Genomic DNA, 23,713 nt, shown 5'->3' with positions numbered 1-23,713 from the left:
ACCGCGCGCGGGCTGGGATGAGGAACCCGCCGACGTTGCAGGTGCGAACCGTATTGCAGGCGCTGGAACTAGCGAAGGTTCGCGGCTTGCCCCCCCCGATGCGGTTCAGTCCCAGGAAGGACCCGGACTTGTCCGGAAGAACACGGAAGAGGCCGGATCGGTAACGTTCCCTCGCCGGAATTGGCATTGGCTCCCGTTGACGACATTGCGCTCGGCGATTGCGCAATTCTCATTTTTTTGTCAACGTAGTTCGCAAGACCTGAAAGACGGATCGACCGGCGGCGCGCATGCGGTACAGACGATGGCCATCAGAACGGCAACGAAGGTGAGCGGGAGCGATTTCTTCATGGCGGGTATTCGTTCCAGAGATGAGCTTACGAATGGCCGTCAAAACACAGCGGTGTGTTAGTACGGTCACCGGTCATTACGGCAAAGCGCGGGGTCCGTCGCCGGCCCCACGCTGGCCGACTATCAGATAGACGCGCGTTCCGGAGGCGACGCCGGGACACCGGAACGGACCTCAATGTCGCCGGCACGCTGGCCGACAAACGTCGGATCAGTGGGGACAGTGCAGGCACTAAGTGTCAGGACGGCCAGGACAGCAAGGATGGATAGGAAGCGACGGGCGTGGCTCATGGTGCGATTCTCCGGTGTGTTGGTGACGACTGTGCTTGAGAATCGCCGATGTGAATGCGATGGGTCGCGCACTACACATGCTCAGGGCATGGCTTCGGCGCGCTCTCCATGCCCACTGACTCGGCCGCGACCGGCAGCTTTGCTAGCGTATAGCGCATCGTCCGCGTGCTTCATCAGTGACGACGCGGATTCGTGCGCACGTAACTGCGCGACCCCGATACTGACGTTCGCGTGAATTAGCGTGCCATCGATAGAAATCGGGCTGTCTGCTATCGCACACCGCAAAGTTTCGGACAGTTGCACCCCATCCGTCAGCGAAGTGGCTGGCAGAATCACGATCAGCTCATCGCCGCCGTATCGTCCCAGCAGGTCGCCAGGGCGTAGCCGATTGCGCAGCCGCATCGCGACGATGCGCAACACTTCGTCACCGATGGCGTGACCGTGATTGTCATTGATCGATTTGAACCGATCCACATCGATAAACGCAACCGATAGCGGATTGCCGCCGCCGACCGCCTCGGCTACGGATGCCGCCAGCGCATCTTCTAGCGCGGGGCGCGACAGCACGCCGGTCAGCCCGTCATACGTGGCGCGCTGGCGGGCTGAATCACGGTCATGGCTAAGCTGGCGCAGCTTGTGCGTAAAGCCCAGCAGCAGCCCCAGGCCACCAAACATTATCGCGCCCGGATATCCGTACTGCAACCAATCGTAGGTCGGCCACCACTGTTGCAAGCCACCGATCTTAACCACCAGCACGAACATGAGTGGTGTCCACGCCGCCAGCAGAATGAATGCTTCCCGTTGCCGGCGACGTATCGCATACACGCACGCCGGAATCACCGTCGCGATGACGGTGAGCAATGCCGCATTGCCCACGTAAGCAGTTGCCGCCCACACTTGCACCGTGGAGACTGCGAGCACGGCGCACAATACGATGCTGCACATGTCCAGAATACGGGCTGCGCGTGGCTGCGTGATCTCCAGGCTCAGAAAGAACATGAAAAACCGGACGCTCGCGAGCACGGCGCCAGTGTTCAACAGAATATTGGTTCTGCGATCCATCGCGAACACCGACAACCATTCGTTACCCCGGAAGTCCCCGCCCTCGATCGCCAAGCTAACGATCTGCGCCAATAGGGTGATCGCCAAATATGCATAGCCGCGTTGCCGCAGCGACACGGAGAAACCAATCGCCAAGAGCGCTACCAGCCCAAGTGCGGTCAGTACGAAGGTGCGGATGCGGTTGTATGCGTTGTCTTGCGCATACACGTCTCGGAGCGGGAGGATCGAGAATTGCGACGGCAAGTTGGCGTTTGACGAAATTCGGATGTACAGCGATTCGCCTGCGCGCAAACCGTTCGGCAAGGGAATGACATGTGCGAGCGCGGAATGACTCAGGTCGCTGTCGGGACCATAGAGCGTGCGGAGAACCGCCGCTGTTTCGCCAGGGCGCCACACTTCCAACTGTTTGAAGTGGGGTTGCGACATGACGAGTTGTGGCGTATCCGCTGCGCTAAAATCGCGCGTCGCGGTGAGCCGCCACCAGTGCGGTTTCTTGTCGCTCGACTCGATGGACTGACCGGGCACGGCGCGGAACAGGTGCCGATTTTCCGGCGAGCGGACAGAATCAGGCGAGGTATTGCGCACATCGGCGGGCAACGCCGAAAGCGTGAGCGCTGATTGTGGCGCGGCCGATGCCGTGAAGAACGATGCCAATAGCAAGGCCGCGATTTGTACGAACCGACGCGCAAAACTGTCCATGTCTGCCCCTATCTCACGTAGTAAGAATAGCTTTGGGCCTGCCCCCGGAGCCGCGGACGCGATCACGCTTTATTCTGGGAAATGAGTCCGCCGTCGCTTTTTGAGGGTGGCATAGGCCAGATGGCAATTCCCCGCGTTGGACAGGACGATGTCGGCGACGCTGCGTCAGGAACTGGTGGAGGAAGACATGCCGTTGCGGCGGGTCATTCGCGTTCTCGACGGCGTCGCGAAGCGGCCGGCTCCGTTCTGATCCGGACTCCCAACGCACGGACGGTCAAAAGTCTGTCGTGGATTCGTCCTGGGACATCCCAGGGCAGCCCGACCTTTCCGGGGATACGAATGGGGATACGGACTGAATTATAGGCATTTTGTTGTTAATTAATTCAATTACGTAGATCGACTTTGCGGTGCCGGCTCCGGGCACCATAAGCAAGGTTCGCGACGCCTTATCGGCCGGAAGCGTCTACGTTTCCCAGGGTAGTCCATGAGGCGGCGGCGGAAACGCTATCGAGCGGCTCATTGCGCGGTCGGCATCGGAATTCACCAATCGCGAGTCGCGATCAATTCCTCGATATCGGCCTCAAACCCATACGCCTGCGCGATCAAGGCGAAATCGCCGCCGATGCTTTCGCGCGCGGCGGTTTCGATTTCGCTGTCGTGAGCGTAGAACTCCTCGGCCAGATCGTTGAAACGATCCGTCGCCGCGTGAGTCAGCCGGTACAAGGCATCCAGATCGGCCGGGCGCTGGGCCTCGATCGCCTCGCACAGACCGATCAGGATCTGTTGCCCCTTGGTCACCAGATGCGGCGGGAAGTAAGCGTCGTTCTGCATGTCGCGCAGGAACACGTAGGTTTTCAGCTGTTCGTTGACGATCGCCACCTGAACCTCCTGGTGCGGCCGGGCCGGCATGACCCTTCCTGGACGCCTGGATAATATCGCCGCATGCGCGGCCAACCGCACGGACGGCCTCCCCACTACGCCGAAACGCGGGTAAGCAGGGCCAAGCTGCGCTCGGTGGCCTGGATTCCGCGGCCAGTTCCGGCCCGCTATCGACCAGCGATAGATCAGCGAGGTCTGGTGCCTGGCTCCGGCTTCGTCGCGGCGGACGCTGAACCAGTTGAACGCATACACGAAGCGATCGCGGTCGCCCGCGTCGCGCAAGGCATCGGCGCCGCTCTGTCAGCAACCTCGATACCGGCGATCTGATGCGTGTTCCGTATGCTCTGCTCGCACACGCCGTGCCGAACTGCCTGCGCGGCAGCGCCAACGCAGCGACAGCGGCGCTCGCACGACAACCGCGCAGCGCGCTCGGAACGATGCGGCCAGGCGTAACCGGCCGAGTCGGTCGGTCGCACGAAGCACGCGCCGCGACGCCGATGCGGGCGCCCGACAATATCGCGGGCAAGAAAAAAGGGCCCGGAGGCCCTTTCGGCGATTGCCGCGATCCGACCTGAGCCTGGACCGCGAGAACCGTATTGGAGCGGGAAACGAGACTCGAACTCGCGACATCTACCTTGGCAAGGTAGTGCTCTACCAACTGAGCTATTCCCGCATGAAACCTTGAACATCGGCGCTTTGCGCTACCGCTGTCCGAATTGGAGGCCGAGGTCGGAATTGAACCGGCGTACGCGGATTTGCAGTCCGCTGCATAACCACTCTGCCACCCGGCCGGTGACGTCGACACATACCGCAACAACGTATTGCCCAACACATACTGCCTAGAGCGACGAAGGCTTGCAATCTTTGGATCGCTGCATTCGTTTTCTAAAAAACAAAACCCCGCGAGGGGGTTTAGTTTCTAAGAAGATTCCGTCGCCGGAACTTTCTTGAATCTGGAGCGGGAAACGAGACTCGAACTCGCGACATCTACCTTGGCAAGGTAGTGCTCTACCAACTGAGCTATTCCCGCGGAGGAAGCGATATTTTAGGCATCGAAAGAAAACTGTCAACTGCTTTCTTCACGCCCCGGCGCCTTGCGGCCCGCGTCCGAACTGCCTGAGAAGCCCGCCCTGTAAGGGCTGCGGTGGCTTGCCAGGTTGCGTTCCGGCCCCGTTGGGGAGCAGTTCGCGCCAGCCGTTCCGTTGCCGGTCAGGCCGAAGGCTTGTTCGTATCGGCGCGCATTATAGGCCAAGCAGCGCGCAAATAGGCCAGCCCCGACCACAAGGTCAGCAACGCGGCGGCGGCCAACATCCACTCGCCGATCTTGAATACCGGCAGGCCCAGGATGTCTTCCTGATACAGCAGACACACCAGCGCGACCATCTGCACGATGGTCTTGATCTTGCCGATCGCGGCCACTTTCACCGCCGCGCGCTGGCCGAGTTCGGCCATCCATTCGCGCAGCGCCGACACGGCGATTTCGCGGCCGACGATGACCGCGGCCCACAGCGTCATCCACACGGTCGGGTGCTTCTGCACGATCAGCAGCAGCGCCACGGCGACCATCAGCTTGTCGGCGACCGGATCGAGGAAGGCGCCGAACGCCGAGTACTGGTTGTAGCGGCGGGCGATCCAGCCATCGAGCCAGTCGGTGATCGAGGCGAAGGCGAAGATGAACGCGGCCGCGAAGTTGGTCCACGGATAGTCCAGGAAAAACACCACCACCAGCACCGGGATCAGCACGATCCGCGCCAGGGTCAGCATGGTGGGTATGGTCAACTTCATCCTTCGCTCCGCTTGCGGTCCGACGGCGCCTGCGCGGCATCGGCGGGTTTACTGCTTTGGGTCCTGCTGCCCGCGGCCGCGGCCTTGGGGGTAAGTCCCGGAGCGGTGGGCGTGGAGGCTTCGGCCGGCGCGTCCAGCCCGTGCAGGGCGGCGTAGATGCGCTCGGCCAAGGCTTCGTTGACGCCCTCGACCCGGGAGATTTCCTCGATCCCGGCGGCCTTCAGACCGCCCAGACCGCCGAAATGCCGTAACAGATTAGCGCGTCGGCGCGGGCCGATGCCGGGAATGTCCTCCAGCCTACTGCTGTTGCGCGTCTTCTGACGACGCCCCCGATGGCCGGTAATGGCGAAACGGTGCGCCTCGTCGCGAACCTGCTGGATCAGCTGCAGCGCCGGAGACTCGGCGCCGGGGCGCACGATGCGGCCGTCGGGCAGCAGCAATTCCTCATCGCCGGGGCGCCGCGCCGGGCCCTTGGCTACGCCGACCAACGCGAATCCTTCCACCCCGAGTTCATCCAAGGCCGCGCGCGCCTGGGCCACCTGGCCGGCGCCGCCGTCGATCAGCAGGATGTCGGGCAACACACCGTATTCTTCCACCGCGCGCCGGAAGCGCCGCGAAATAGCCTGATTCATCGCCGCGTAGTCGTCGCCCTCGGTGATGCCGGCGATGTTGTAGCGACGGTACTGCCCTCGCACCGGTCCCTGCGCGTCGAACACCACGCACGAAGCCACCGTGGCCTCGCCCATGGTGTGGCTGATGTCGAAGCATTCGATGCGTTGCGGCAACGCCGGCATGCGCAGCAGATCGCGCAGCGCTTCGACGCGGACGAGTTGCGCGGCGTGGCTGGTCAGTTCGGTGCCCAGCGCCAGTTCGGCGTTGCGCTTGGCCATATCGACATAACCGGCGCGTTCGCCGCGCACATTGGTCTTGATCTGCACGCGGCGCTCGCCCGAGGCCGAGAACGCCTGTTCGAACAGTTCGCGGTCGGGAACGTCGCGGTCGAGCACGATCTCGCCCGGCGGCGTCTGTTCGCCGTAGTACTGCGAAATGAAGGCGGTCAGCACTTCCTCGGGATTGTCGCTGCCGTTGGTCTTCGGGAAGAACGCGCGGGTGCCGAGGTTGCGGCCGTCGCGGAACGCCAGCAACAGCACGCAGGCCGACACGCCCTGCATCGCGACCGCGAGCACATCCAGATCGGCGGCGCGACCGTCGACGTACTGGCGCGCCTGCAGGCTGCGAATGCCGGCGATCAGGTCGCGCAGGCGCGCGGCGTCCTCGAAATCCAGGCGCGAACTGGCCGCTTCCATGTCGCGGCCCAACTCGTCGGTGAGTTCGTCGCTGCGGCCTTCCAGGAACAATCCGGAGCGGCGCACGCTTTCGGCGTAGTCGCGCGCCGGCACCAGCCCGACGCAGGGCGCGCTGCAGCGGCCGATCTGGTGCTGCAGGCACGGCCGCGAGCGGTTGCGGAACACGCTGTCCTCGCAACTGCGCAGGCGGAACAGCTTATGCATCAGATTGAGCGTGTCGCGCACCGCGCCGACGCTGGCGTAGGGGCCGAAGTAGCGACCGGCGATCGCGCGCGGCCCGCGGTGCATGGCGATGCGCGGCCAGGCCTCGTTGGTCATCAGCACGTAGGGATAGCTTTTGTCGTCGCGCAGCAGCACGTTGTAGCGCGGCTTGAGCGACTTGATCAGCTGGTTTTCCAGGATCAACGCCTCGGCCTCGGTGCGGGTGACCGTGACTTCCATGCGCGCGGTCTGCGCGAGCATCGACATGATCCGCGCCGACTTGGGCGTGGCGTTGAAGTAACTGGAGACGCGGTTCTTGAGCGCGCTGGCCTTGCCGACGTACAGCACGTTGTCGTCGGCGCCGACCATCCGGTACACGCCCGGTGCGGTGCTCAGGTTCTTGACGAAGGCCTTGCCGTCGAACGGCGCGGGTTGCGCGGCGCTCATGCGCGAGCGCTCCCGTGTGCGTCCGCGCGCGATGCGGCGCGAAGGCATGAGCGGGCGGGCATGGTGGCGGGCGTCGCGTTGGGCAGCATCGGCGGCGGCTTGCGGCCGGCCTGGGCGCCGGCGGATCGGGGTGGGAACTGAATTGGGTCGATTATGCGCGAGCGCAAGGCTGGGGCAATGAGATCGCCGGCTGAATGCGTTCGGGGCCTGATCCGGGCTCGTTGCGACCGGGCCGAAAAGCGTCGGGGCTGAAGCCCCTCCCACAAAAGACTTCGCTGCATTCGAACGCTCTTGTCGGAATGGCTCAAATTCCCGGGTTCGGTAAGATCGCGACAGTCAACGAGGTGTTTTGTGGGAGGGGCTTCAGCCCCGACGCTTTTCGTTCCGACGCAGCGAACTGTCCGCACACCGTCGTCGGCCTCAGGATTTCCGCAGATCTTCACGCAAACGCGCGATCGCGCCGTCGGCGGCCCGATCCAGCAACTGGAACACATGCTCGAACTGGGCCGGCCCGCCGGTGTAGGGATCGGGCACTTCGCCGTCGGCGACGGTGCCGCACCAATCGAGCAACAGCGCGCTTTGCGCCGTCGTGCCCTTCGGCGCGCGTGCGCGCACGTCGCGAAGATTGGCGCGGTCGGCGCACAGCAGCCAATCGAACTGGCGATAATCGCTCGGCGCGAGCTGACGCGCGCGCAAGCCGGAAATGTCCACGCCGTGCGTGGCGGCATTGGCGATGGCGCGCTTATCCGGCGGTTCGCCGATATGCCAGTCGCCGGTTCCGGCCGAATCGAGTTCGACCCGGCCGGCCACCGTCGAGGCGGCGATGCGCGCGCGCAACACGCCCTCGGCCACCGGCGAGCGGCAGATATTGCCCAGACACACGACCAACAGGCGCATGGCTCAGGCGCCCTCGCCGCTTGCGGCATCCGCGGCGCCCTGATCGGCCTGCAGCAGATGCGCTTCGGCCCGGGCCAGATCCTCCGGCGTGTCCACGCCGGGCGGGAATGGCTCCGGGGTGATGCCGACCGCGATGCGATAGCCGGCCTCCAGCACACGCAGTTGCTCCAGCGATTCGATCTGCTCCAACCGTCCCGGCCGCATCTTGGCGAATTTGCGCAGGAATCCGGCGCGGTAACCGTAGATGCCGATATGCCGCAGCCACTCACCACCGCCGGGCATGCGCTCGCGGTCCTTGGCGAAAGCATCGCGCGGCCACGGGATCGGCGCGCGACTGAAATACAGCGCATCGCCGTTACCGGCGCGCACCAGCTTGACCGCATTGGGATCGAACAACACCTCGACCTGCGTCACCGGCGCGGCCAGCGTCGACATCTCCGCGCCGCTGTCGCGCAACGTCTGCGCGGTGGCGAGGATGCCCGCGGCCGGCGCGAAGGGCTCGTCGCCCTGCAGATTCACCACCACCGTATCGTCGCGCCAACCAGCCAGGTCGGCGCATTCGGCCAGGCGATCGGTGCCGGAGGCATGATCGGGCGAGGTCATCGCGACCTGCACTCCGCTGTCCTTGAGCGCCTGGGCGATACGCTCGTCGTCGGCCGCGACCCAGACCTCGCGCGCGCCGGCCGCCAACGCGCGCCGGGCCACGTGCAGCACCAGCGGCTCGCCGGCGAGCTCGCGCAAGGGCTTGCCGGGCAAGCGCGAGGCGGCATAGCGGGCGGGGATGGCGACGACGAAGTCCTGGCTCATGGTGGGCTCCAAAGCGGTGTACGGCATGCGGCGGAAGCGGGTTGTGCTGGCGCAGGTAACAAACGCCGTTGTTGCGGATTCGTGGTCGCGGCTTGCGCCGCTCCTACACCGGTTACCTGTAGGAGCGGCGCAAGCCGCGACCACGCCGATACAACCACGTCGCAAGCAATCCGACGCCACCAAGGCGCAAACGCCTCAACGCCGCGCAATCGGCTGCAGCTTATCCAACAACGACACCCAGAACGCCTCTGGCAATTCAGCGCGCACCGGGACGCTGTAGAAGGCGTCGGAGGCGAAGCCGCCCTCGCCCGTCAGCGGAATCTTGACCGCGTCCTTCTCGGTCATCAGCACCGGCAGTTTGCTGCCGAAGGCGAAGTCGGATTCGACGTAGCGGTGATGATCGGGAAACGCGTGCGGAACCACGGCGATGCCGAAGCCGCGCAGCATGGCGAAGTATCGCTCCGGGTCGCCGATACCGGCGACCGCGTGCACGCGCTGGCCGGCGAAGGCTTCCAGCTTGAGCGGACGCGCGCCGAGCAAGGGCTGGGCCTGGTCGGCGATCAGGCGCATCGGCCATTCGCCAAAACCGGCGCTCGCGGCCGGATCGGCGGTCGCCGACTGGGCCAGATTGACCACCCGGAAATCGCACAGCGCCGCGCGCTCGGGCGGTTCACGCAAGGGGCCGGCCGGCAATAACTGGCCGTTGCCGTAGCGGCGACGGCCGTCGACGACTTCGATCTCGATATCGCGCGCCAGCCGATAGTGCTGCAGGCCGTCGTCGCAGATCACGATGTCGCATCCGGCCTCGGCCAATGCCTTGGCCGCCGCCGCGCGATCGCGATCGGCGCGCAGCTTGACGCCGGTGCGGCGCGCGATCAGCACCGGTTCGTCGCCGCCCACGCGCGGATCGGTATCGCGTTCGATCCACAAAGGCGTGGCGATGTCGTCGCGGCCGTAACCGCGGCTGGCGACGCCGGGATTGAAACCTTCGAGCTTGAGCCGCTGCACCAGCGCGATCGTCAACGGCGTCTTGCCGGCGCCGCCGGCGGTGATGTTGCCGACCACGACCACCGGCACGCCGGGATGGATGCGGCGTTTGTAGCCCTTGTGATAAAGCGAGCGGCGAAACCCGGTGACCGCGCCGTACAGCCCGGACAGCAGCCGCGCATACGCCGGCACCGCGGTGTCGTCGTACCAATAGGCGGGCACGCCGTTGCGGCTTTCCGCGCTCATCGCCGGGCGCTCGCGGGCTGGGACGGCAACGCGGTATTCATGCGTTCGGGCATCGACGCGTCGGTGGTTTCGTTCATTCGGCTTCGCGGAACTGCATGCGGTGCAGATGCGCGTACAACCCGCCCTGGGCGAGCAGTTGCGCGTGCGAGCCGCGTTCGACGATGCGGCCCTGATCGAGCACCAGCACCTGATCGGCGTGCTCGATGGTCGACAAGCGGTGGGCGATCACCAAGGTCGTGCGATCGGGCATCAACCGCTCCAGCGCATCCTGCACCAGCCGTTCGGACTCGGTGTCGAGCGCTGCGGTGGCTTCGTCGAGGATCAGGATCGGCGCGTCCTTGAGCATCGCCCGGGCGATCGCCAGGCGCTGGCGCTGGCCGCCGGAGAGCTTGCCGCCCTTGGCGCCCACCGAGCTCTGCGCGCCTTCGGGCAAGCGGTCGATGAACTCGGCGGCGTTGGCGCCCTGCATCGCCCGATCCAGCGCGGCCTCATCGGCGTCCTGCATTTCGCCGTAGGCGATATTGGCCGCGATGGTGCCGTCGAACAGCATCACCTGCTGGCCCACCAAGGCGATCTGGCGACGCAGATCGGCCAGTTTGTAGTCCTGCAGCGGATGGCCGTCGAGCAGCACCTGACCGGATTCGGGATCGTAGAAACGCGGGATCAGTTTGATCAGCGTCGACTTGCCGCTGCCGGAACGGCCCACGATCGCGGTCACCGTGCCCGGACGGGCGGTGAAACTGATGTCCGACAACGCCGGCGCGGTTTGCCCGGGATAGCGCGCGGTGACCGCGCGGAATTCGATCAGCCCCTGGCTGCGCGCGAGTTCGCGTGTGCCGCCGTCGGGCTCCTCGGCCGCGTCGAGCACATCGAACAGACGCTCGGCCGAGGCCACGCCGCGCTGAAGCATGTTCTGCACGTTGGTGAGCTGACGCAGGTTGGGGATGATCGCCATCATCGACACCATCAGCACCACGAATCCGCCCGCGTCCAGGCGCCCGGCGAAGGCCTCGCGCCCGGCCACGAACAACAGCAGCGCCAGGCCCACCGATCCCATCAGCTGGACCATGCCCGAAGCGATGGAACGGGTGGACTCGACCTTGAGGCTGAGCTTGAGGTAGTTGTCGGCGATCGCGCCGTAACGGTCGAGCTCGGATTTCTGCGCGCCGTAGACCTTCACTTCCTGCTGGTTGGACAGCGACTGATCGGCGGCCAGCAGCAGTTGCGCTCCGCTTTCCTGAATGCGATGGCTGATGCGCCGGTAACGGCGGCCGACTTTGTCCATCACCCAGGCCAGCGGCGGCGCCATGATCAACACCGCGAAGGTCACCTGCCAGCTGGTCCAGATCATCACCGCCAGCAGCGCGATGGCCTGAGTGGATTGCTGCACCATGACCTTGAGCGCATCGACCGAGGCCTGCGCGACCTGATCGCTGTCCGAACCCAGCCGCACCAGCATCGACGGCACCGGCTCGGTGTCGAAGCGCGCGCCGGGCAGACGCAGGTACTTGCCGAGCACCTGCACGCGCAGATCGCGGGCGACGCCGCGGCCGGACTTGGCCATGTAGTAGTCGGTCAGGTAACCGGCGATGCCGCGCAGCACGAACAGACCGACGATCGCCAACGGCAGCCACACCGCCACGCCGGGGTTCTTGACGATGAAAGTCTGGTTGATCACCGGCTCCATGAGCTTGGTGAACCCCGCGCCGGCGACGGCTTCGATCAGCATGCCGAGCACCGCCAGCCACAACAGATTGCGGTAAGGCAGCGCGAATCGGAGCAACCGGCGGTAGGTCCGCCAGGGCGAAACGTTGGCGGTCGCCGTCACCGCGCGGACTCCGCAGCGGGCTTAGCGGCCGCGCCCGCGTTCTGCGGCGGCGCGGTCGCGCTCATGATCCTGCGGAAGCCCAGCTGGCCGAGCGCGTCGTACACCGTGACCACCGCCTGATACGGCGTGCGCGCATCGGCGCGCAGCATCACCGCGCGGTCGCGGTCGGTGCCTGCGACTTCGGCGATGGTGCTTTTGAGCGATTCCAGATCGTCGCGCAGCACCTCGCGGTCGCCGACGAAATAACGGCCTTCGGCATTGACCAGCACGATCAGCGCCTTGCTGGCGTCGCCCGAGGGTTCGCCGGTGGCGCGCGGCAATTCCAGCTTGAGCACCGAGCGCGCGTCGAAGGTCGCGGTGACCACGAAGAAGATGATCAGCACCAGGATCACGTCGATCAGCGGGACCAGGTTGATCTCGGGTTCGTCGTCGGCGCGATGGTCGCGAATACGCATTGCGGCGACCTCAGCCGGCCTGGCCGCCGGCCAGACGCACCGGCGCGCGCGCCGCTTCGGTCTGGCGCGATTCGGCGGTGCCCGGGGTCAGCACGTCGACCAGGGCGATGGCTTCGTGCTCCATCGCCACGATGTACTCGGCGATGCGGCCGCGGAACCAGCGGTGGGCCATCAGCGCCGGGATCGCCACGATCATGCCGGTGGCGGTGCACACCAGGGCCTTGCCGATGCCGCCGGCCAACTGGTTGACGTCGCCGATGCCGTGATCGTTGATGACCATGAACATCTGGATCATGCCGACCACGGTGCCGAACAGGCCCAGCAGCGGTCCGGCGGCGGAAATGGTGCCCAGCGTATTCAGGTAGCGCTCCATGCGATGGACCAGATGCCGGCCCACGTCCTCGATACGCTCGCGGATCTCCTCGCGCGGGCGCAGGCGCACGTCCAGCGCGGCGGCCAGCAGCGCGCCCAGCGGCGCGGTCGCGCGCAGCGACTCGATATGGGCCGGATCGAGCTTGCCGCTGGCGGCCCAGGCGCGCACTTCCTGGCCCAGCCGCGGCGGCAGCACCGCGCGCCGGCGCAGGGTCCACAGCCGTTCGATGATGATCGCCAGGGCCACCGCCGACAGGATCAACAACGGAATCATCGGCCAACCGCCGGCCTTCACCAGTTCCAGCACTCGCGAACCTCCGGCCCGTGGCCGACTTCAATCAGGCCGATAGGATAGCCCAGGGTCCGTGCGCCGGGTCGCATCCCACGGACGCGGGTGTGTCTGGCGTCGCGTTTCCACGCCGATGCCGGCCGCGCGCAGCCCGACCCGCACGGCCCCGTCGTCGGCCGTGTTGGACGGCCGCGCGCCGGCCCGGCGCCAGCGTTCCAGCACGGCCGCGCGCGGGTGGCCAAAGCGGTTGCCGTGACCGCTGGAGATCAGCGCGTGGCGGGCGCCGGTGGCGCGCACGAAGTCCGGATCGGAGGAACCGCCGCTGCCGTGATGGGCGACCAGAACCACGTCGGCGCGCAAGCGCTCGGCCTCCGATTCGGCCGCGCGGCGGACCAGATCGCGCTCCACGACCTCGCCGATGTCGCCAGTCAGCAAGGCCGTGCCGTGGCGGCTTTCGATCCGCAGCACGCAGCTGGATTCGTTCTTCAGATAGGGGAAATGCGCGGGCGGGTGCAGGAACCGCAGATGCACGCCGTCCCAGTCCCAGCCGGTACCGGCGACGCAGGGCCGAGTGCGCAAGCCCTGCACCGCTTCACCCTGGATATCCGCGGGCGCGAACGGCAGCGGCGACGGGAAACTGCGCAGCACCGCGGCCACGCCGCCGGCGTGGTCGTTGTCGCCGTGACTCACCACCACCCGATCCAGGCGCCGCACGCCCAAGGCGTGCAAGGCCGGCACCACCGCGCGCTCGCCCGCATCGAAACCGTCGCGCACCGCCGGCCCCGCATCGAACAACAGAGTGTGATGGGCAGTGCGCACCAGCACCGACAACCCCTGCCCCACGTCGATCACCACAAGTTCGGCCTCGCCCGGCGCGGGCAGGCGCCGTTCCGGCCACAGCAGCGGCAACCACAGCAACACCGCCAGCGCCTTGCCCGGCACGCCGCGCGGCAGCAACAGCCAGAACGCGCCGAGCAAGGCCAGCGGCAAGGCGAACCAGGCCGCTTCGGGCAACCACCACAATGCCAGCGGGCTTTCGGCCAAGGCGACGAACGCCGGCCAGCCCGGCTCGAAACAGGCCGCGGCCCAGCGCCAGGCGAACTCGCCAGCGCCGGCATGCACGGCTTCCAGACCGGTTCCGAGCAGCGCCAACGGAACCACCAGCAGGCTCCACCACGGCACCGCGATCAGATTCGCCAGCGGTCCGGCGAGCGAAGCCTGGCCGAACAACGTCGCGCACACCGGCAGCAATCCCACACTGGCCACGCCTTGAGCCGAGACGAAGCCGCGCAGACGTTCGCGCCAACCCCGCGAATCCGGCCCGGGCAGACACCACAGCAACCAGGCCACGCCGACAAAACTCAACCAGAAGCCCGCACCCAGCACCGCCAACGGGTCGGCCAGCAGCATCGCGATCGCCGCCAGAGCCAGCGCATCGCCCGCGTGCATCGGCCGCCGCGAAATCCTCACGCCGGCGATCACCGCGATCATCAGCCACGTCCGCACGGTCGGTAGCGCGAACCCCACCGCGGCGGCGTACAGCAATCCGCCGAGCATCGCCGCCACCGACGCGGCGATCACCGCCGGAACCCGCCGGCCCAGCGCCGGCGCCAACCACCAGCACACGCGCGCCAGCAACGCGAAGAAACCGGCGACCAGGCCGACATGGAAGCCGGAAATCGCGATCAGATGAGTCAGGCCGTCGGCCCGCAGCACGTCCCAATCGCGATCGCTCAGCCCGCGCGTGTCGCCGAGCGCGAGCGCGCGCACGAAACGCGCGCCCTGCGACGGTACCGCGACGGCGATGCGATCGCTGATCGATTCGCGCCAGGCGCCCAGGCCTTGCGCCGGCGACAACGCACGGGCGAGCTCGGGATTGCGTACGTAGCCGTTCGCGGTCAGCCGCTGCATCAACGCGTACTTTTCCGCATCCGCGCCACCGGGGTTGCGCAGCCCCCGCGGTGCGCGCACCCGCGCTTGCAAGCGCCAGCGTTGGCCGGTCTTGAGCGCGCTGCGCGCTCGCGGATCGTCGTCGTACCAGGCCAGCCGCAACCTGGCGCCACGCAAGGGCGCCGGTTGCGAGGCATCCGGGTCGACGCGGAACTCGAATCGGGTACGGCGCGCCTCGTGCACGGGCAGATCGACGATGCGGCCGCTGACCGTCACGTCGCGCTTTTCCCACGAGGCCGGCAATTGCATATGCAGCGCATAGGCCGCATGCAGGCCGGCGAGCGCGAAGCCGAACGCGGCGATCGCCGCCACCCGCCAGCGCAATCGGCGCCACCACGCAAACGCGGCGGCGATCAACGCCGCCGATGAGATCGGCCACGGACACAGCCACGGCAGGGCCAGCGCGGCGCAGACGCCGGCCAACAATGCGATCGCGGCAAGTTTTCCGAATGGCGGCGTCCTTGCCGCATCGAGCATGTTTACACCTCGGCGGCGTCCAGTTGCCGCAATTTGCCTTCGTGCAATTCCAGCACGCGATCCAGGCGCCGCGCCAGGCGGCGGTCGTGAGTCACCAGCACCAGACTGGTGCCTTGTTCGCGATTGAGCGCGAGCATCAGCTCGAACACCGTCGCCGCGGTTTTCTCATCCAGATTGCCGGTGGGCTCGTCGCCGAGAACGCAGGCCGGACGATTGATCAGCGCACGCGCGACGGCGGCGCGTTGACGCTCGCCGCCGGAAAGCTCGCCGGGCTTGTGCCCGAGCCGATGCCCCAGCCCGACCGACTCCAGCAACGCCTTCGCGCGCTCGCGCGCCTGCGCCACCGAGGGCGCATCCACGCTTTCGGATACCGAGCGCAGCATCGCGCAGGGTAGATCGAAGAAAACGTACCGCGGAATGTCGAACACCATGCCGCCCCAGGAACGCGGGCGCTGGGTGCGCACCGAACGTCCGCTGAGCAGGATCGGCAGCATCACGTTTTCCAGCGCGGTGAACTCCGGCAGCAAGTGGTGAAACTGATAAATGAAGCCCAGCGATTGATTGCGCAGAATGCCGCGCGACCGATCCGGCAGGTCGTTCATCCGATAGCCGCCGACGAACACCTCGCCCGCGGTCGGCGTATCCAGACCGCCGAGCAGATGCAGCAAGGTGCTCTTGCCGGCGCCGGACGCGCCGAGGATCGCCACGGTCTCGCCGCGCCGCACCGACAAATCCAGGCCGTCGAATACCGGCGTATGCAGATTGCCCTCCGAATAGGTCATCGCCAGACCTTGGCAAGACAACACGATTTCGGGGGACGATCGGCCGGGAACGGGTCCGCCTGGAGGCTTGATCGGCCCGGCGGCCGTTTGATCGCGGATATCACTCATAGCGCAGCGCCTCCGCCGGCGCCGTGCGCGCGGCGCGCCAGGCGGGATAGATGGTGGCCACGAACGCCATCGCCAAGGCGACGCAGGCGATGATGATCACGTCGCTGCTTTGCAGGTCGGTCGGCAGGCCGGTGATGTAGTAGACGTCTTCCGGCAGCAGTTGCACGCCGAGCACGGTCTCGATCGCCTTGAGGATGTGTTCCAGGTTCAAGGTCAGCACGATGCCGCCGATCACGCCGAGCACGGTGCCGATGATGCCGATCAAGGTGCCTTGCACCACGAAGATCCGCATCACGCTCATCGGGGTCAACCCGAGGGTGCGCTGGATCGCGATGTCGGCCTGTTTGTCGGTAACCAGCATCACCTGCGAGGAGACCAGGTTGAACGCACCCATCGCGATGATCAGCGACAGCAGAATCGCCATCACCGTCTTCTCCATCTTCAGCGCGCGGAACATGTTGGCGTTGTCGCTGCTCCAGTCGGAGACGCGATACGGCCCACCGAGACTCGCCGCCAGATCGCGCGCCACGCCATAGGCCTGATCCATGTCGTGCAGTTTCAGGCGCACGCCAGTGACGCCGTCGCCCATGCGCAGCACCCGCTGCATGTCGTTCATGTTGACGACCGCCAGGCCTTTGTCGTACTCGTTGTAACCCGCCTCGAAAATGCCGCTGACGGTGAAGCGCTTGAGTTGCGGCATCGCGCCCATCGGCGTGCTGCGGCCGTCGGCGGTCATCACCACCACGCTGTCGCCGACCTGCGCGCCCGTCCACAGCGCGAGTTCCTTGCCCAACACGATGTTGAAACTGCCGGGCGTGAGCGAATCGAGCTTGCCTTCGACCATCTTGTCGCCGAGCACCGAGACCTTGCCTTCCTCGGCCGGGACCACGCCGCGGATGATCGCCGGCTGTTGTCGCGTCGCCGACAGCAGGGCTTCCTTCTCCACGTACGGCGCCGCGCCGACCACCCGCGTGTCCGCCATGGCCTTGTCGACCGCCAGACGCCACTCGCTCAACGGCTCGCCGTAAGCGCTGACGGTAGCGTGCGCGGCCATCTGCAGCATGCGGTCGCGGATTTCGCGTTGGAAGCCGCTCATCACCGCCAAGGTGGTGATCAACGCGGTAACGCCCAGGGCGATGCCCGCTATCGAGGCCAGCGAGATGAAGGAAATGAAGCCGTTGCGGCGCTTGGCGCGCAGGTAGCGCAGGCCGATGGCCACGGAAAGGGGTTTGAACATCTATGGCGCCGGAAATGGGGATCGGGGAATGGGGAATTGCGGATCAGTCATCGCGGGTTGTCCGTCCTCGTGCCGGCTGGTTTTTGGATCCGCCGGTGGTGCTCGGTGGTGGGGCCGTCGCTTTGCGCATCCCAATCTCGCTCATGGTGCCATCGAACGCGGATCGCGCGCAGGTTCTATGACCGCCACGGCCAGCCTCAGTTCACGGCGCCCCGCAGCATCCAGGGTGTCCGGCCACCACGCCAGACGCTGGCGGCGGCCGTCCGGGCCGGTGAAATCGAGCCGGGCCAGCCAACCGCGCCACTGCAGGCGCAGATCCGAGATGGGGCCGCCGGCGAGCGTGGCTCTGCCGCCGGCGATCACCAGCAGTTGCGAAGGCCGGCGGGCTTCACGTCGGGCCGACCAGACGCCCCAGGCCAGAGCCACGGCCGCAAGCGGCAGCGCCGCGGGCCGAGGCAGTTCGCAGGCCAGTACCGAGAACGCCGCGAGCGCGCCCAACGCAATCAAGTACGCGCACAACCCTCCAGAGGGCCGCCATTGCAGGCGGCAGACGCCTGTCGATGGCGAGGGCTGCGTGCAGCCGCCCGCGTCTGTCTGCCGCTCAGGGCGGCAGCTGACGGATGAATCCGACGAGTTCTCGCAACTGCGCATCGTGGGCTTCCTCGTGGCCCATGAACCAGTGCCAGAGCTTATCGTCCTCGGTTTCCAGCAACCGTAGGAAAACCCCGCGCTGGGCTTCGGAAGCCTGCCTCCATTCGCGGTCGAGGTAACGCCCGAGCAATTGGTCCAACTCGCGCATGCCGCGACGGCAGCGCCAGCGCAGACGGCGTAGTTCGATATCGTCGCGCTCGTCCTGGGTGGTTTCGCTCATGGTGCGCCCTTATCGGTTGAAGCTTCATGGCCGCTCATCGCGCACAAACCGCTCGGACGGCGCCGGCAGTACGCGGCGATTTCGCGTTCCAGCGCAGGGTCGCGAGCCGTCGCAACGGCGATTGCCGCGAACAGATCGGGGCCGAGGGATTCGCCCAATACATCGCCGAGCGTGTTGTCGATACCCGTCGCCCTGAAATCTTGGTACGCCTGAAGCTGTACCGCGCCGCCTTTATCGCGAATGCAGGATTCGAGCACGGGTGCGCCTGCACTTTCGCGCAGGCAGGCGATTTCGGTACGGCCCGCGTCGCTGCGGAAATAGCGCAACGCGACGTCGATCTCCTCCGAATCGGCCGCGACGGCCAAGCGCTCGGCCGTGGCCGCGGCGATCGGCCGCAGTTGCGCGGCCGCAAGCCAGCGCTGCAACAGGGCCTTATCGCCGGGCGCGTGGGGCTCGCCGGGCAGCGTTTGCCCGTTGATCGACACGATCATGCCCCGCATGACGTCTTCGTAACCCAACGTATCGAGCAGCGCGCGTGCTCGGGCCACCGCCGTGCCGCTGCCGGATGCGCTATCGCCTTGCGGCGCTCGCTCCGCCGCATTCGCCGATCCTGCGCACAAGACTGCAGCCGTTGCGACGACCAAGCACCAGCGCCGTATGTCGGACAGCAGGCGACGGTCGAACGCGGGGCGAAAAATTCTCACGACATCAACCATCCGATCGCGATACGAATCCACAGCGTCCACAGCACGAAACCACCCGCGGCGTACGCGTAGAAGCGATGCAAGACCTTGTTGTAGCCACACTGGATGAAGCTATGGGCGACGCGCAGCGCGACGAACAACCACGCCAAGCTCAAAGTCACCGCATCGGTGAACCCGTTGAGCGCAGCCACGACCAGCGCCAGATAAAACAACACCGGCAGTTCGAACAGATTGCGAAAATTATCGGCGGTGGAGGACTCGGTAAACCGCACCATCGCCTGCGCCGACGTCGCCACCGCTTGCGGGTGGATGCGGTCGCGGCGCATCTGGCGGATGCGCACGTGGAACATGCGCAGCCAGACGATGCAGGTCAGCGCTGCCATCGCCAGCGCGGGCAGGAAGATCGCTTTCGAATCCATCGGTCGCCTCGTTCCTTAGGCCGCGGGATACGCGGCGGTTCGATATCGATGCGACGATTGTTGTCTCGCCATCAAGGGCGACTTCGTCGCGTTTGTCGTTGCAACCACTCGACTACTCGGCTTACGACGCTCGTTTTTTGCTCGTCATCCCCGCGAAGGCGGGGATCCAGGGCTTTATCGCGACATGGCTCTGAAGTCTCTGGATCCCCGCCTTCGCGGGGATGACGGGCTTGAGCGGGCGCCGCCCGCCTGTCTGATCGCGGCACATTCGCAGCGTCATCGCCCTTGTCCAGCCGCCAGCCGCCAGCCGCCAGCCGCCAGCCGCCCAAGCATCGCGCCAACCGCCCCATCCTGCCATCGCACCAATGGCCGAGGCCCTCTCGCGAAAACGCCGCCGCCCGGTTAGGGACGACGGCGTCGAACGCGCTTGGATCGAATCCGGATCGAAGCCTCCGGAAATCATTCAGATCCGCCGCGCCAGCATCAGCTTCTTGATCTCGCCGATCGCCTGCGCCGGGTTCAGACCCTTCGGGCAGGTGCGGGCGCAGTTCATGATGGTGTGGCAGCGATACAGCTTGAACGGGTCTTCCAGATCGTCCAGGCGCGTGCCGGTGTCTTCATCGCGCGAGTCGATGATCCAGCGGTAGGCTTGCAGCAGGATCGCCGGACCCAGGTAACGGTCGCCGTTCCACCAGTAGCTGGGGCAGCTGGTCGAGCAGCACGCGCACAGGATGCATTCGTACAGGCCGTCGAGCTTCTTGCGGTCTTCCGGCGACTGCAGACGCTCGCGGTCGGACGGCGTCGCGCTCTGGGTGCGCAGCCACGGGCGGATCGAGGCGTATTGCGCATAGAAGTGGGTCAGATCCGGAACCAGATCCTTGACCACGCCCATGCTCGGCAACGGATACACCGGCACGTCGTTCTTGGCGTCGCCGCAATCGGCGATCGCGCGCGTGCACGCCAGGGTGTTGGTGCCGTCGATGTTCATCGCGCACGAGCCGCAGATACCTTCGCGGCAGGAGCGGCGGAACGTGAGGGTCGGGTCGATCTCGTTCTTGATCTTGATCAACGCGTCCAGAACCATCGGGCCGCACGCCGCGAGGTCTACCTCATAGGTGTCCACGCGCGGATTCATGCCGTCGTCGGGGTTCCAGCGATAGACCTTGAAGGTGCGCGGCTGCTTGGCGCCGGGCGTCGGCCAATGGCGGCCCTTCTGGATCTGTGAGTTTTTGGGTAGGGCGAACTGAGCCATGCTGGCGATCTCTGGGCTGGCGGCGGTACTGAAGGGTGGGAATTACCGGCGCGCGAACGGGCGCGCGCCAGGGTCGCCGGTCAGTACTTGCGTTCCTTGGGCGGCACGTAGGCCACGTCGTCGGTCAGGGTGTAGTTGTGCACCGGTCGGTATTCGATGCTGGTCGTACCCTTCTCGTCGACATAGCACAGGCTGTGCTTCTGCCATTCGGTGTCGTTGCGCGTCGGGAAGTCCTCGCGCGCATGCGCGCCGCGCGACTCGGTGCGGTTCTCGGCCGAAACGATGGTGGCCAATGCCTGGCTGAGCAGGTTGGACAGTTCGTAGGTCTCGATCAGGTCCGAGTTCCAGATCAGCGAACGATCGCTGACCTTGACGTCGGCGAACAGCGCGTGGATCTCGCGCATCTTGCGCACGCCGTCGCTCAGGGTTTCGCCGGTGCGGAACACCGCCGCGTCGGCCTGCATGGTGCGCTGCATCTTGTCGCGGATCACCGAGGTCGGCGTGCTGCCGCTGGCGTTGCGCAGCTTGTCCAGGCGCGCGAGCGCGGCGTCGCAGGCATCGGCCGGCAGCTTGGCGTGCGGGCCGCCGGGCTTGATCGTCTCGGCGCAGCGATTGGCGACCGCGCGACCGAACACCACCAAGTCGAGCAGCGAGTTCGAGCCCAGGCGGTTGGCGCCGTGCACCGACACGCAGGCCGCTTCGCCGATCGCGTACAGGCCTTCGACCACCGCGTCCGGGTTGCCGTCCTTCAACTGCACGACTTCGCCGTGGTAGTTGGTCGGAATGCCGCCCATGTTGTAGTGCACAGTCGGAATGACCGGGATCGGCTCCTTCTCGACGTCGACGTTGGCGAAGATGCGCGCCGATTCGGCGATGCCGGGAAGTTTTTCGTGAATGACTTCCGGGCCCAGGTGGGTCAGGTCGAGCAGGATGTGATCCTTGTGCTCGCCGACGCCGCGGCCTTCGCGGATTTCGATGGTCATCGAACGGCTGACCATGTCGCGCGGCGCCAGGTCTTTCACGCTCGGCGCGTAGCGCTCCATGAAGCGCTCGCCGTTGCTGTTGCGCAGGATGCCGCCCTCGCCTCGCACGCCTTCGGTGATCAGGCAGCCGGCGCCGTAGATTCCGGTCGGATGGAACTGCACGAACTCCATGTCCTGCAGGCCCAGCCCGGCGCGCAGCGCCATGCCGCCGCCGTCGCCGGTGCAGGTGTGCGCCGAGGTCGCGGAGAAGTACGCGCGGCCGTAACCGCCGGTCGCCAGCACCGTGCCTTGCGCGCGGAACAGATGCAGGGTGCCTTCGGCCATGTCGAGCGCGAGCACGCCGCGGCAGGCGCCGGTCTCGTCCATGATCAGGTCGAGGGCGAAGTACTCGATGAAGAACTGCGCGTCGTGCGCCAGCGACTGCTGATAGAGCGTATGCAGGATCGCGTGGCCGGTGCGGTCGGCCGCAGCGCAGGTGCGCTGCGCCGGCGGGCCTTCGCCGTACTTGGTGGTCATGCCGCCGAACGGGCGCTGGTAGATCTTGCCCTCGTCGGTGCGCGAGAACGGCACGCCCTGGTGTTCGAGTTCGATGATGGCCGGGATGGCCTCCTTGCACATGTACTCGATCGCGTCCTGGTCGCCCAACCAGTCCGAACCCTTGACGGTGTCGAAGAAGTGGTAGCGCCAGTCGTCCTCGCCCATGTTGCCGAGCGCGGCGGAGATACCGCCCTGCGCGGCTACGGTGTGCGAACGGGTCGGGAACACCTTGGTGATGCAGGCGGTCTTCAGGCCCTTCTGGGCCAGACCGAAGGTGGCGCGCAGACCGGCGCCGCCGGCGCCGACCACGATCATGTCGAACTTGTGTTCTTGAATCTTGTAGGCAGAGGCCACGACTCAGGCTCCCAACGCGATGCGGATGATGGCGAGCACGCTGGCAAGAGCCGCGAGTACGCAAACGAAAACGATGGCGATCTGCGAAGCGGCCGCCAGGATCGGGCCGTGGACGTAGTCTTCGACAATCACCTGCAGGCCCAGCTTGGCGTGCCAGAACATCGCGATCACGAACGCGCTCAGCAACACGGCGTTGCAAGGGTGATGGACCGAGGCGCGCACCGTGGTGTAGTCGCCGCCGATCCACGACACGATCAGGCCGAGCACGTACAAGGTCAGGCCGACCAGCGCGATCGCGGTGACGCGCTGAACGATGAAGTGGTGAGTGCCGTCCTTCGCCGAGCCCAGCCCGCGCGCGGTCTTGAGCGGGTTGCGCAGGCTCTTGCCGCTTTCGCTTCCGATCTTGGTGCTCATGCGCCACCTCGCGCCATCATGGCGACGATCCAGATCAGCGCGGTCAGCACCAGGCTGCCGAAGACGCTGATCCAGCCGTTGCGGATAAAAGTGGCGACCTTGTAGGCATAGCCCGCGTCCTGGACCAGATGGCGGATGCCGTTGATCAGATGGAACGAAAACGCCCAGGTCCAGCCGAACAGGATCAGGAAACCCAGCGGCGAGCGGGCGCAAGCCGTGAACGTGGCCCAGGACTCGGGCCCGGCGGCCAGCGCGACCAGCGCCCAGGCGATCAACAATCCGCCGACAGCGAGGATCACACCGGTGGTCCGGTGCACGATGGAGGTCACCATCTGAATCTGCCAGCGGTAAACCTGCAGATGAGGTGATAAAGGTCGTTCGCGGTTCGCCATTAGCGTGGCAATCTCGGCTGGGCGGCGGCGCCGCGTGGCGGGGAAGCGTGGGAGCGCTGGGTGGGGTGCATGCTTGAAAAGCGGAGTCGTTGCCCGGATCTAGCCAGTCGTAACCGGCGAGCTAGAAATCGATGCAACGGCCGTTCTTTTCCCAGTCGCCGTAGCGGGTCGGTTCGAGGCCCTCGCGACCACCGTGCTCTTTGGGAGCATGCTCCAAAGGAGCGTCCTTGGCGGAAGGCGATTGGCCTCCCGTATCGGAAACGGGAGTCGCCGGGGTCTCGGACGTTTCGTCCGAACGTGCTTCCGGGGTGGTTTCGCCTATCATCACAGCGTTAA

22 protein-coding genes, 3 tRNA genes and 1 pseudogene are annotated in these 23,713 nt (G+C 66.1%); 1 reads left to right on the top strand and 25 read right to left on the bottom strand.

The genetic code is table 11. From position 1 onward, the window contains the following. Nucleotides 1-409 (top strand): hypothetical protein (locus tag ACTOWJ_RS18590; RefSeq protein WP_441336092.1); only part of this gene is annotated, 409 nt, incomplete at its 5' end. A gap of 308 nt (nt 410-717) precedes the next feature. Here ACTOWJ_RS18590 and ACTOWJ_RS18585 read toward each other — a convergent pair. The 25 genes and pseudogenes from ACTOWJ_RS18585 to ACTOWJ_RS18465 all read right to left on the bottom strand — a co-directional run bounded on the left by ACTOWJ_RS18585 (nt 718) and on the right by ACTOWJ_RS18465 (nt 23,702). Further along, on the bottom strand, nt 718-2,397 hold the full coding sequence (locus ACTOWJ_RS18585; protein ID WP_441336091.1) for a sensor domain-containing diguanylate cyclase: 1,680 nt from the start codon (nt 2,395-2,397) through the stop codon (nt 718-720). Nucleotides 2,398-2,937: 540 nt separating this feature from the next. Next, complete coding sequence (locus tag ACTOWJ_RS18580) at nt 2,938-3,306, bottom strand: DUF5713 family protein (protein ID WP_441336090.1); 369 nt, start codon at nt 3,304-3,306, stop codon at nt 2,938-2,940. Between the two features lie 567 nt (nt 3,307-3,873). After that, a tRNA-Gly gene (locus ACTOWJ_RS18575) sits at nt 3,874-3,949 on the bottom strand. 44 nt (nt 3,950-3,993) lie between these two features. Further along, nucleotides 3,994-4,067, bottom strand: a tRNA-Cys gene (locus ACTOWJ_RS18570). 163 nt (nt 4,068-4,230) lie between these two features. Continuing rightward, nucleotides 4,231-4,306, bottom strand: a tRNA-Gly gene (locus tag ACTOWJ_RS18565). Nucleotides 4,307-4,485: 179 nt separating this feature from the next. Then, nucleotides 4,486-5,061 carry a CDP-diacylglycerol--glycerol-3-phosphate 3-phosphatidyltransferase gene (pgsA, locus tag ACTOWJ_RS18560; RefSeq protein ID WP_441336089.1) on the bottom strand — a complete coding sequence of 192 codons (576 nt, stop codon included), beginning with the start codon at nt 5,059-5,061 and terminating at the stop codon, nt 4,486-4,488. 116 nt (nt 5,062-5,177) lie between these two features. Further along, nucleotides 5,178-7,016: pseudogene (gene uvrC, locus ACTOWJ_RS18555) on the bottom strand (excinuclease ABC subunit UvrC); the annotation flags it as partial. 420 nt (nt 7,017-7,436) lie between these two features. Then, on the bottom strand, nt 7,437-7,913 hold the full coding sequence (locus ACTOWJ_RS18550; protein WP_441336088.1) for a low molecular weight protein-tyrosine-phosphatase: 477 nt from the start codon (nt 7,911-7,913) through the stop codon (nt 7,437-7,439). Between the two features lie 3 nt (nt 7,914-7,916). Beyond that, nucleotides 7,917-8,720, bottom strand: coding sequence for a 3-deoxy-manno-octulosonate cytidylyltransferase (gene kdsB / locus ACTOWJ_RS18545; RefSeq protein WP_441336087.1), 804 nt, complete (start codon nt 8,718-8,720; stop codon nt 7,917-7,919). A 195-nt stretch (nt 8,721-8,915) separates the two neighbouring features. Continuing rightward, nucleotides 8,916-9,953, bottom strand: coding sequence for a tetraacyldisaccharide 4'-kinase (gene lpxK, locus ACTOWJ_RS18540; protein WP_441336086.1), 1,038 nt, complete (start codon nt 9,951-9,953; stop codon nt 8,916-8,918). A 73-nt stretch (nt 9,954-10,026) separates the two neighbouring features. Further along, the gene (msbA, locus tag ACTOWJ_RS18535) at nt 10,027-11,781 is read right to left on the bottom strand and encodes a lipid A export permease/ATP-binding protein MsbA (protein WP_441336085.1); all 1,755 of its coding nucleotides are present in this window, start codon (nt 11,779-11,781) and stop codon (nt 10,027-10,029) included. After that, a complete protein-coding gene (locus ACTOWJ_RS18530) occupies nt 11,778-12,236 on the bottom strand; it encodes an ExbD/TolR family protein (protein WP_441336084.1) in 459 nt (152 codons plus the stop codon). The genes msbA and ACTOWJ_RS18530 overlap by 4 nt, the downstream gene beginning before the upstream one ends. 10 nt (nt 12,237-12,246) lie before the next feature. Next, entirely contained in the window at nt 12,247-12,915 is a 669-nt protein-coding gene (locus tag ACTOWJ_RS18525) for a MotA/TolQ/ExbB proton channel family protein (RefSeq protein ID WP_441336083.1), read from the bottom strand. A 27-nt stretch (nt 12,916-12,942) separates the two neighbouring features. After that, entirely contained in the window at nt 12,943-15,324 is a 2,382-nt protein-coding gene (locus ACTOWJ_RS18520; RefSeq protein ID WP_441336082.1) for a DNA internalization-related competence protein ComEC/Rec2, read from the bottom strand. Between the two features lie 2 nt (nt 15,325-15,326). Beyond that, complete coding sequence (locus ACTOWJ_RS18515; RefSeq protein WP_441336081.1) at nt 15,327-16,106, bottom strand: ATP-binding cassette domain-containing protein; 780 nt, start codon at nt 16,104-16,106, stop codon at nt 15,327-15,329. A gap of 100 nt (nt 16,107-16,206) precedes the next feature. Beyond that, nucleotides 16,207-17,451, bottom strand: coding sequence for a lipoprotein-releasing ABC transporter permease subunit (locus tag ACTOWJ_RS18510; protein WP_441336080.1), 1,245 nt, complete (start codon nt 17,449-17,451; stop codon nt 16,207-16,209). Nucleotides 17,452-17,592: 141 nt separating this feature from the next. Then, nucleotides 17,593-17,958 (bottom strand): hypothetical protein, encoded by a 366-nt coding sequence (locus ACTOWJ_RS18505; protein ID WP_441336079.1) that lies wholly within the window; start codon nt 17,956-17,958, stop codon nt 17,593-17,595. A 94-nt stretch (nt 17,959-18,052) separates the two neighbouring features. Beyond that, entirely contained in the window at nt 18,053-18,322 is a 270-nt protein-coding gene (locus ACTOWJ_RS18500) for an FAD assembly factor SdhE (RefSeq protein ID WP_441336078.1), read from the bottom strand. Then, complete coding sequence (locus ACTOWJ_RS18495; RefSeq protein ID WP_441336077.1) at nt 18,319-19,038, bottom strand: hypothetical protein; 720 nt, start codon at nt 19,036-19,038, stop codon at nt 18,319-18,321. Before ACTOWJ_RS18495 ends, ACTOWJ_RS18500 begins: the two co-directional genes overlap by 4 nt. Then, nucleotides 19,023-19,445 carry an MAPEG family protein gene (locus ACTOWJ_RS18490; protein ID WP_441336076.1) on the bottom strand — a complete coding sequence of 141 codons (423 nt, stop codon included), beginning with the start codon at nt 19,443-19,445 and terminating at the stop codon, nt 19,023-19,025. The genes ACTOWJ_RS18495 and ACTOWJ_RS18490 overlap by 16 nt, the downstream gene beginning before the upstream one ends. A 463-nt stretch (nt 19,446-19,908) precedes the next feature. Beyond that, on the bottom strand, nt 19,909-20,697 hold the full coding sequence (locus tag ACTOWJ_RS18485) for a succinate dehydrogenase iron-sulfur subunit (protein WP_441336075.1): 789 nt from the start codon (nt 20,695-20,697) through the stop codon (nt 19,909-19,911). Between the two features lie 80 nt (nt 20,698-20,777). Further along, nucleotides 20,778-22,532, bottom strand: coding sequence for a succinate dehydrogenase flavoprotein subunit (gene sdhA / locus ACTOWJ_RS18480; protein WP_441336111.1), 1,755 nt, complete (start codon nt 22,530-22,532; stop codon nt 20,778-20,780). A gap of 42 nt (nt 22,533-22,574) precedes the next feature. Then, nucleotides 22,575-22,985 (bottom strand): succinate dehydrogenase, hydrophobic membrane anchor protein, encoded by a 411-nt coding sequence (sdhD, locus tag ACTOWJ_RS18475; protein ID WP_441336074.1) that lies wholly within the window; start codon nt 22,983-22,985, stop codon nt 22,575-22,577. Further along, on the bottom strand, nt 22,982-23,377 hold the full coding sequence (sdhC, locus tag ACTOWJ_RS18470) for a succinate dehydrogenase, cytochrome b556 subunit (RefSeq protein ID WP_441336073.1): 396 nt from the start codon (nt 23,375-23,377) through the stop codon (nt 22,982-22,984). Before sdhC ends, sdhD begins: the two co-directional genes overlap by 4 nt. A gap of 121 nt (nt 23,378-23,498) precedes the next feature. Further along, the gene (locus tag ACTOWJ_RS18465) at nt 23,499-23,702 is read right to left on the bottom strand and encodes a DUF1674 domain-containing protein (RefSeq protein ID WP_441336072.1); all 204 of its coding nucleotides are present in this window, start codon (nt 23,700-23,702) and stop codon (nt 23,499-23,501) included. Between the last annotated feature and the right edge of the window lie 11 nt (nt 23,703-23,713).

The organism is Lysobacter sp. CA199 (assembly GCF_052078715.1).
In the GTDB taxonomy this organism is placed as follows: Bacteria; Pseudomonadota; Gammaproteobacteria; order Xanthomonadales; family Xanthomonadaceae; genus Lysobacter.
Note: the sequence above shows the minus strand (reverse complement) of the source record. Positions and strands in the feature narration are given on the sequence as shown.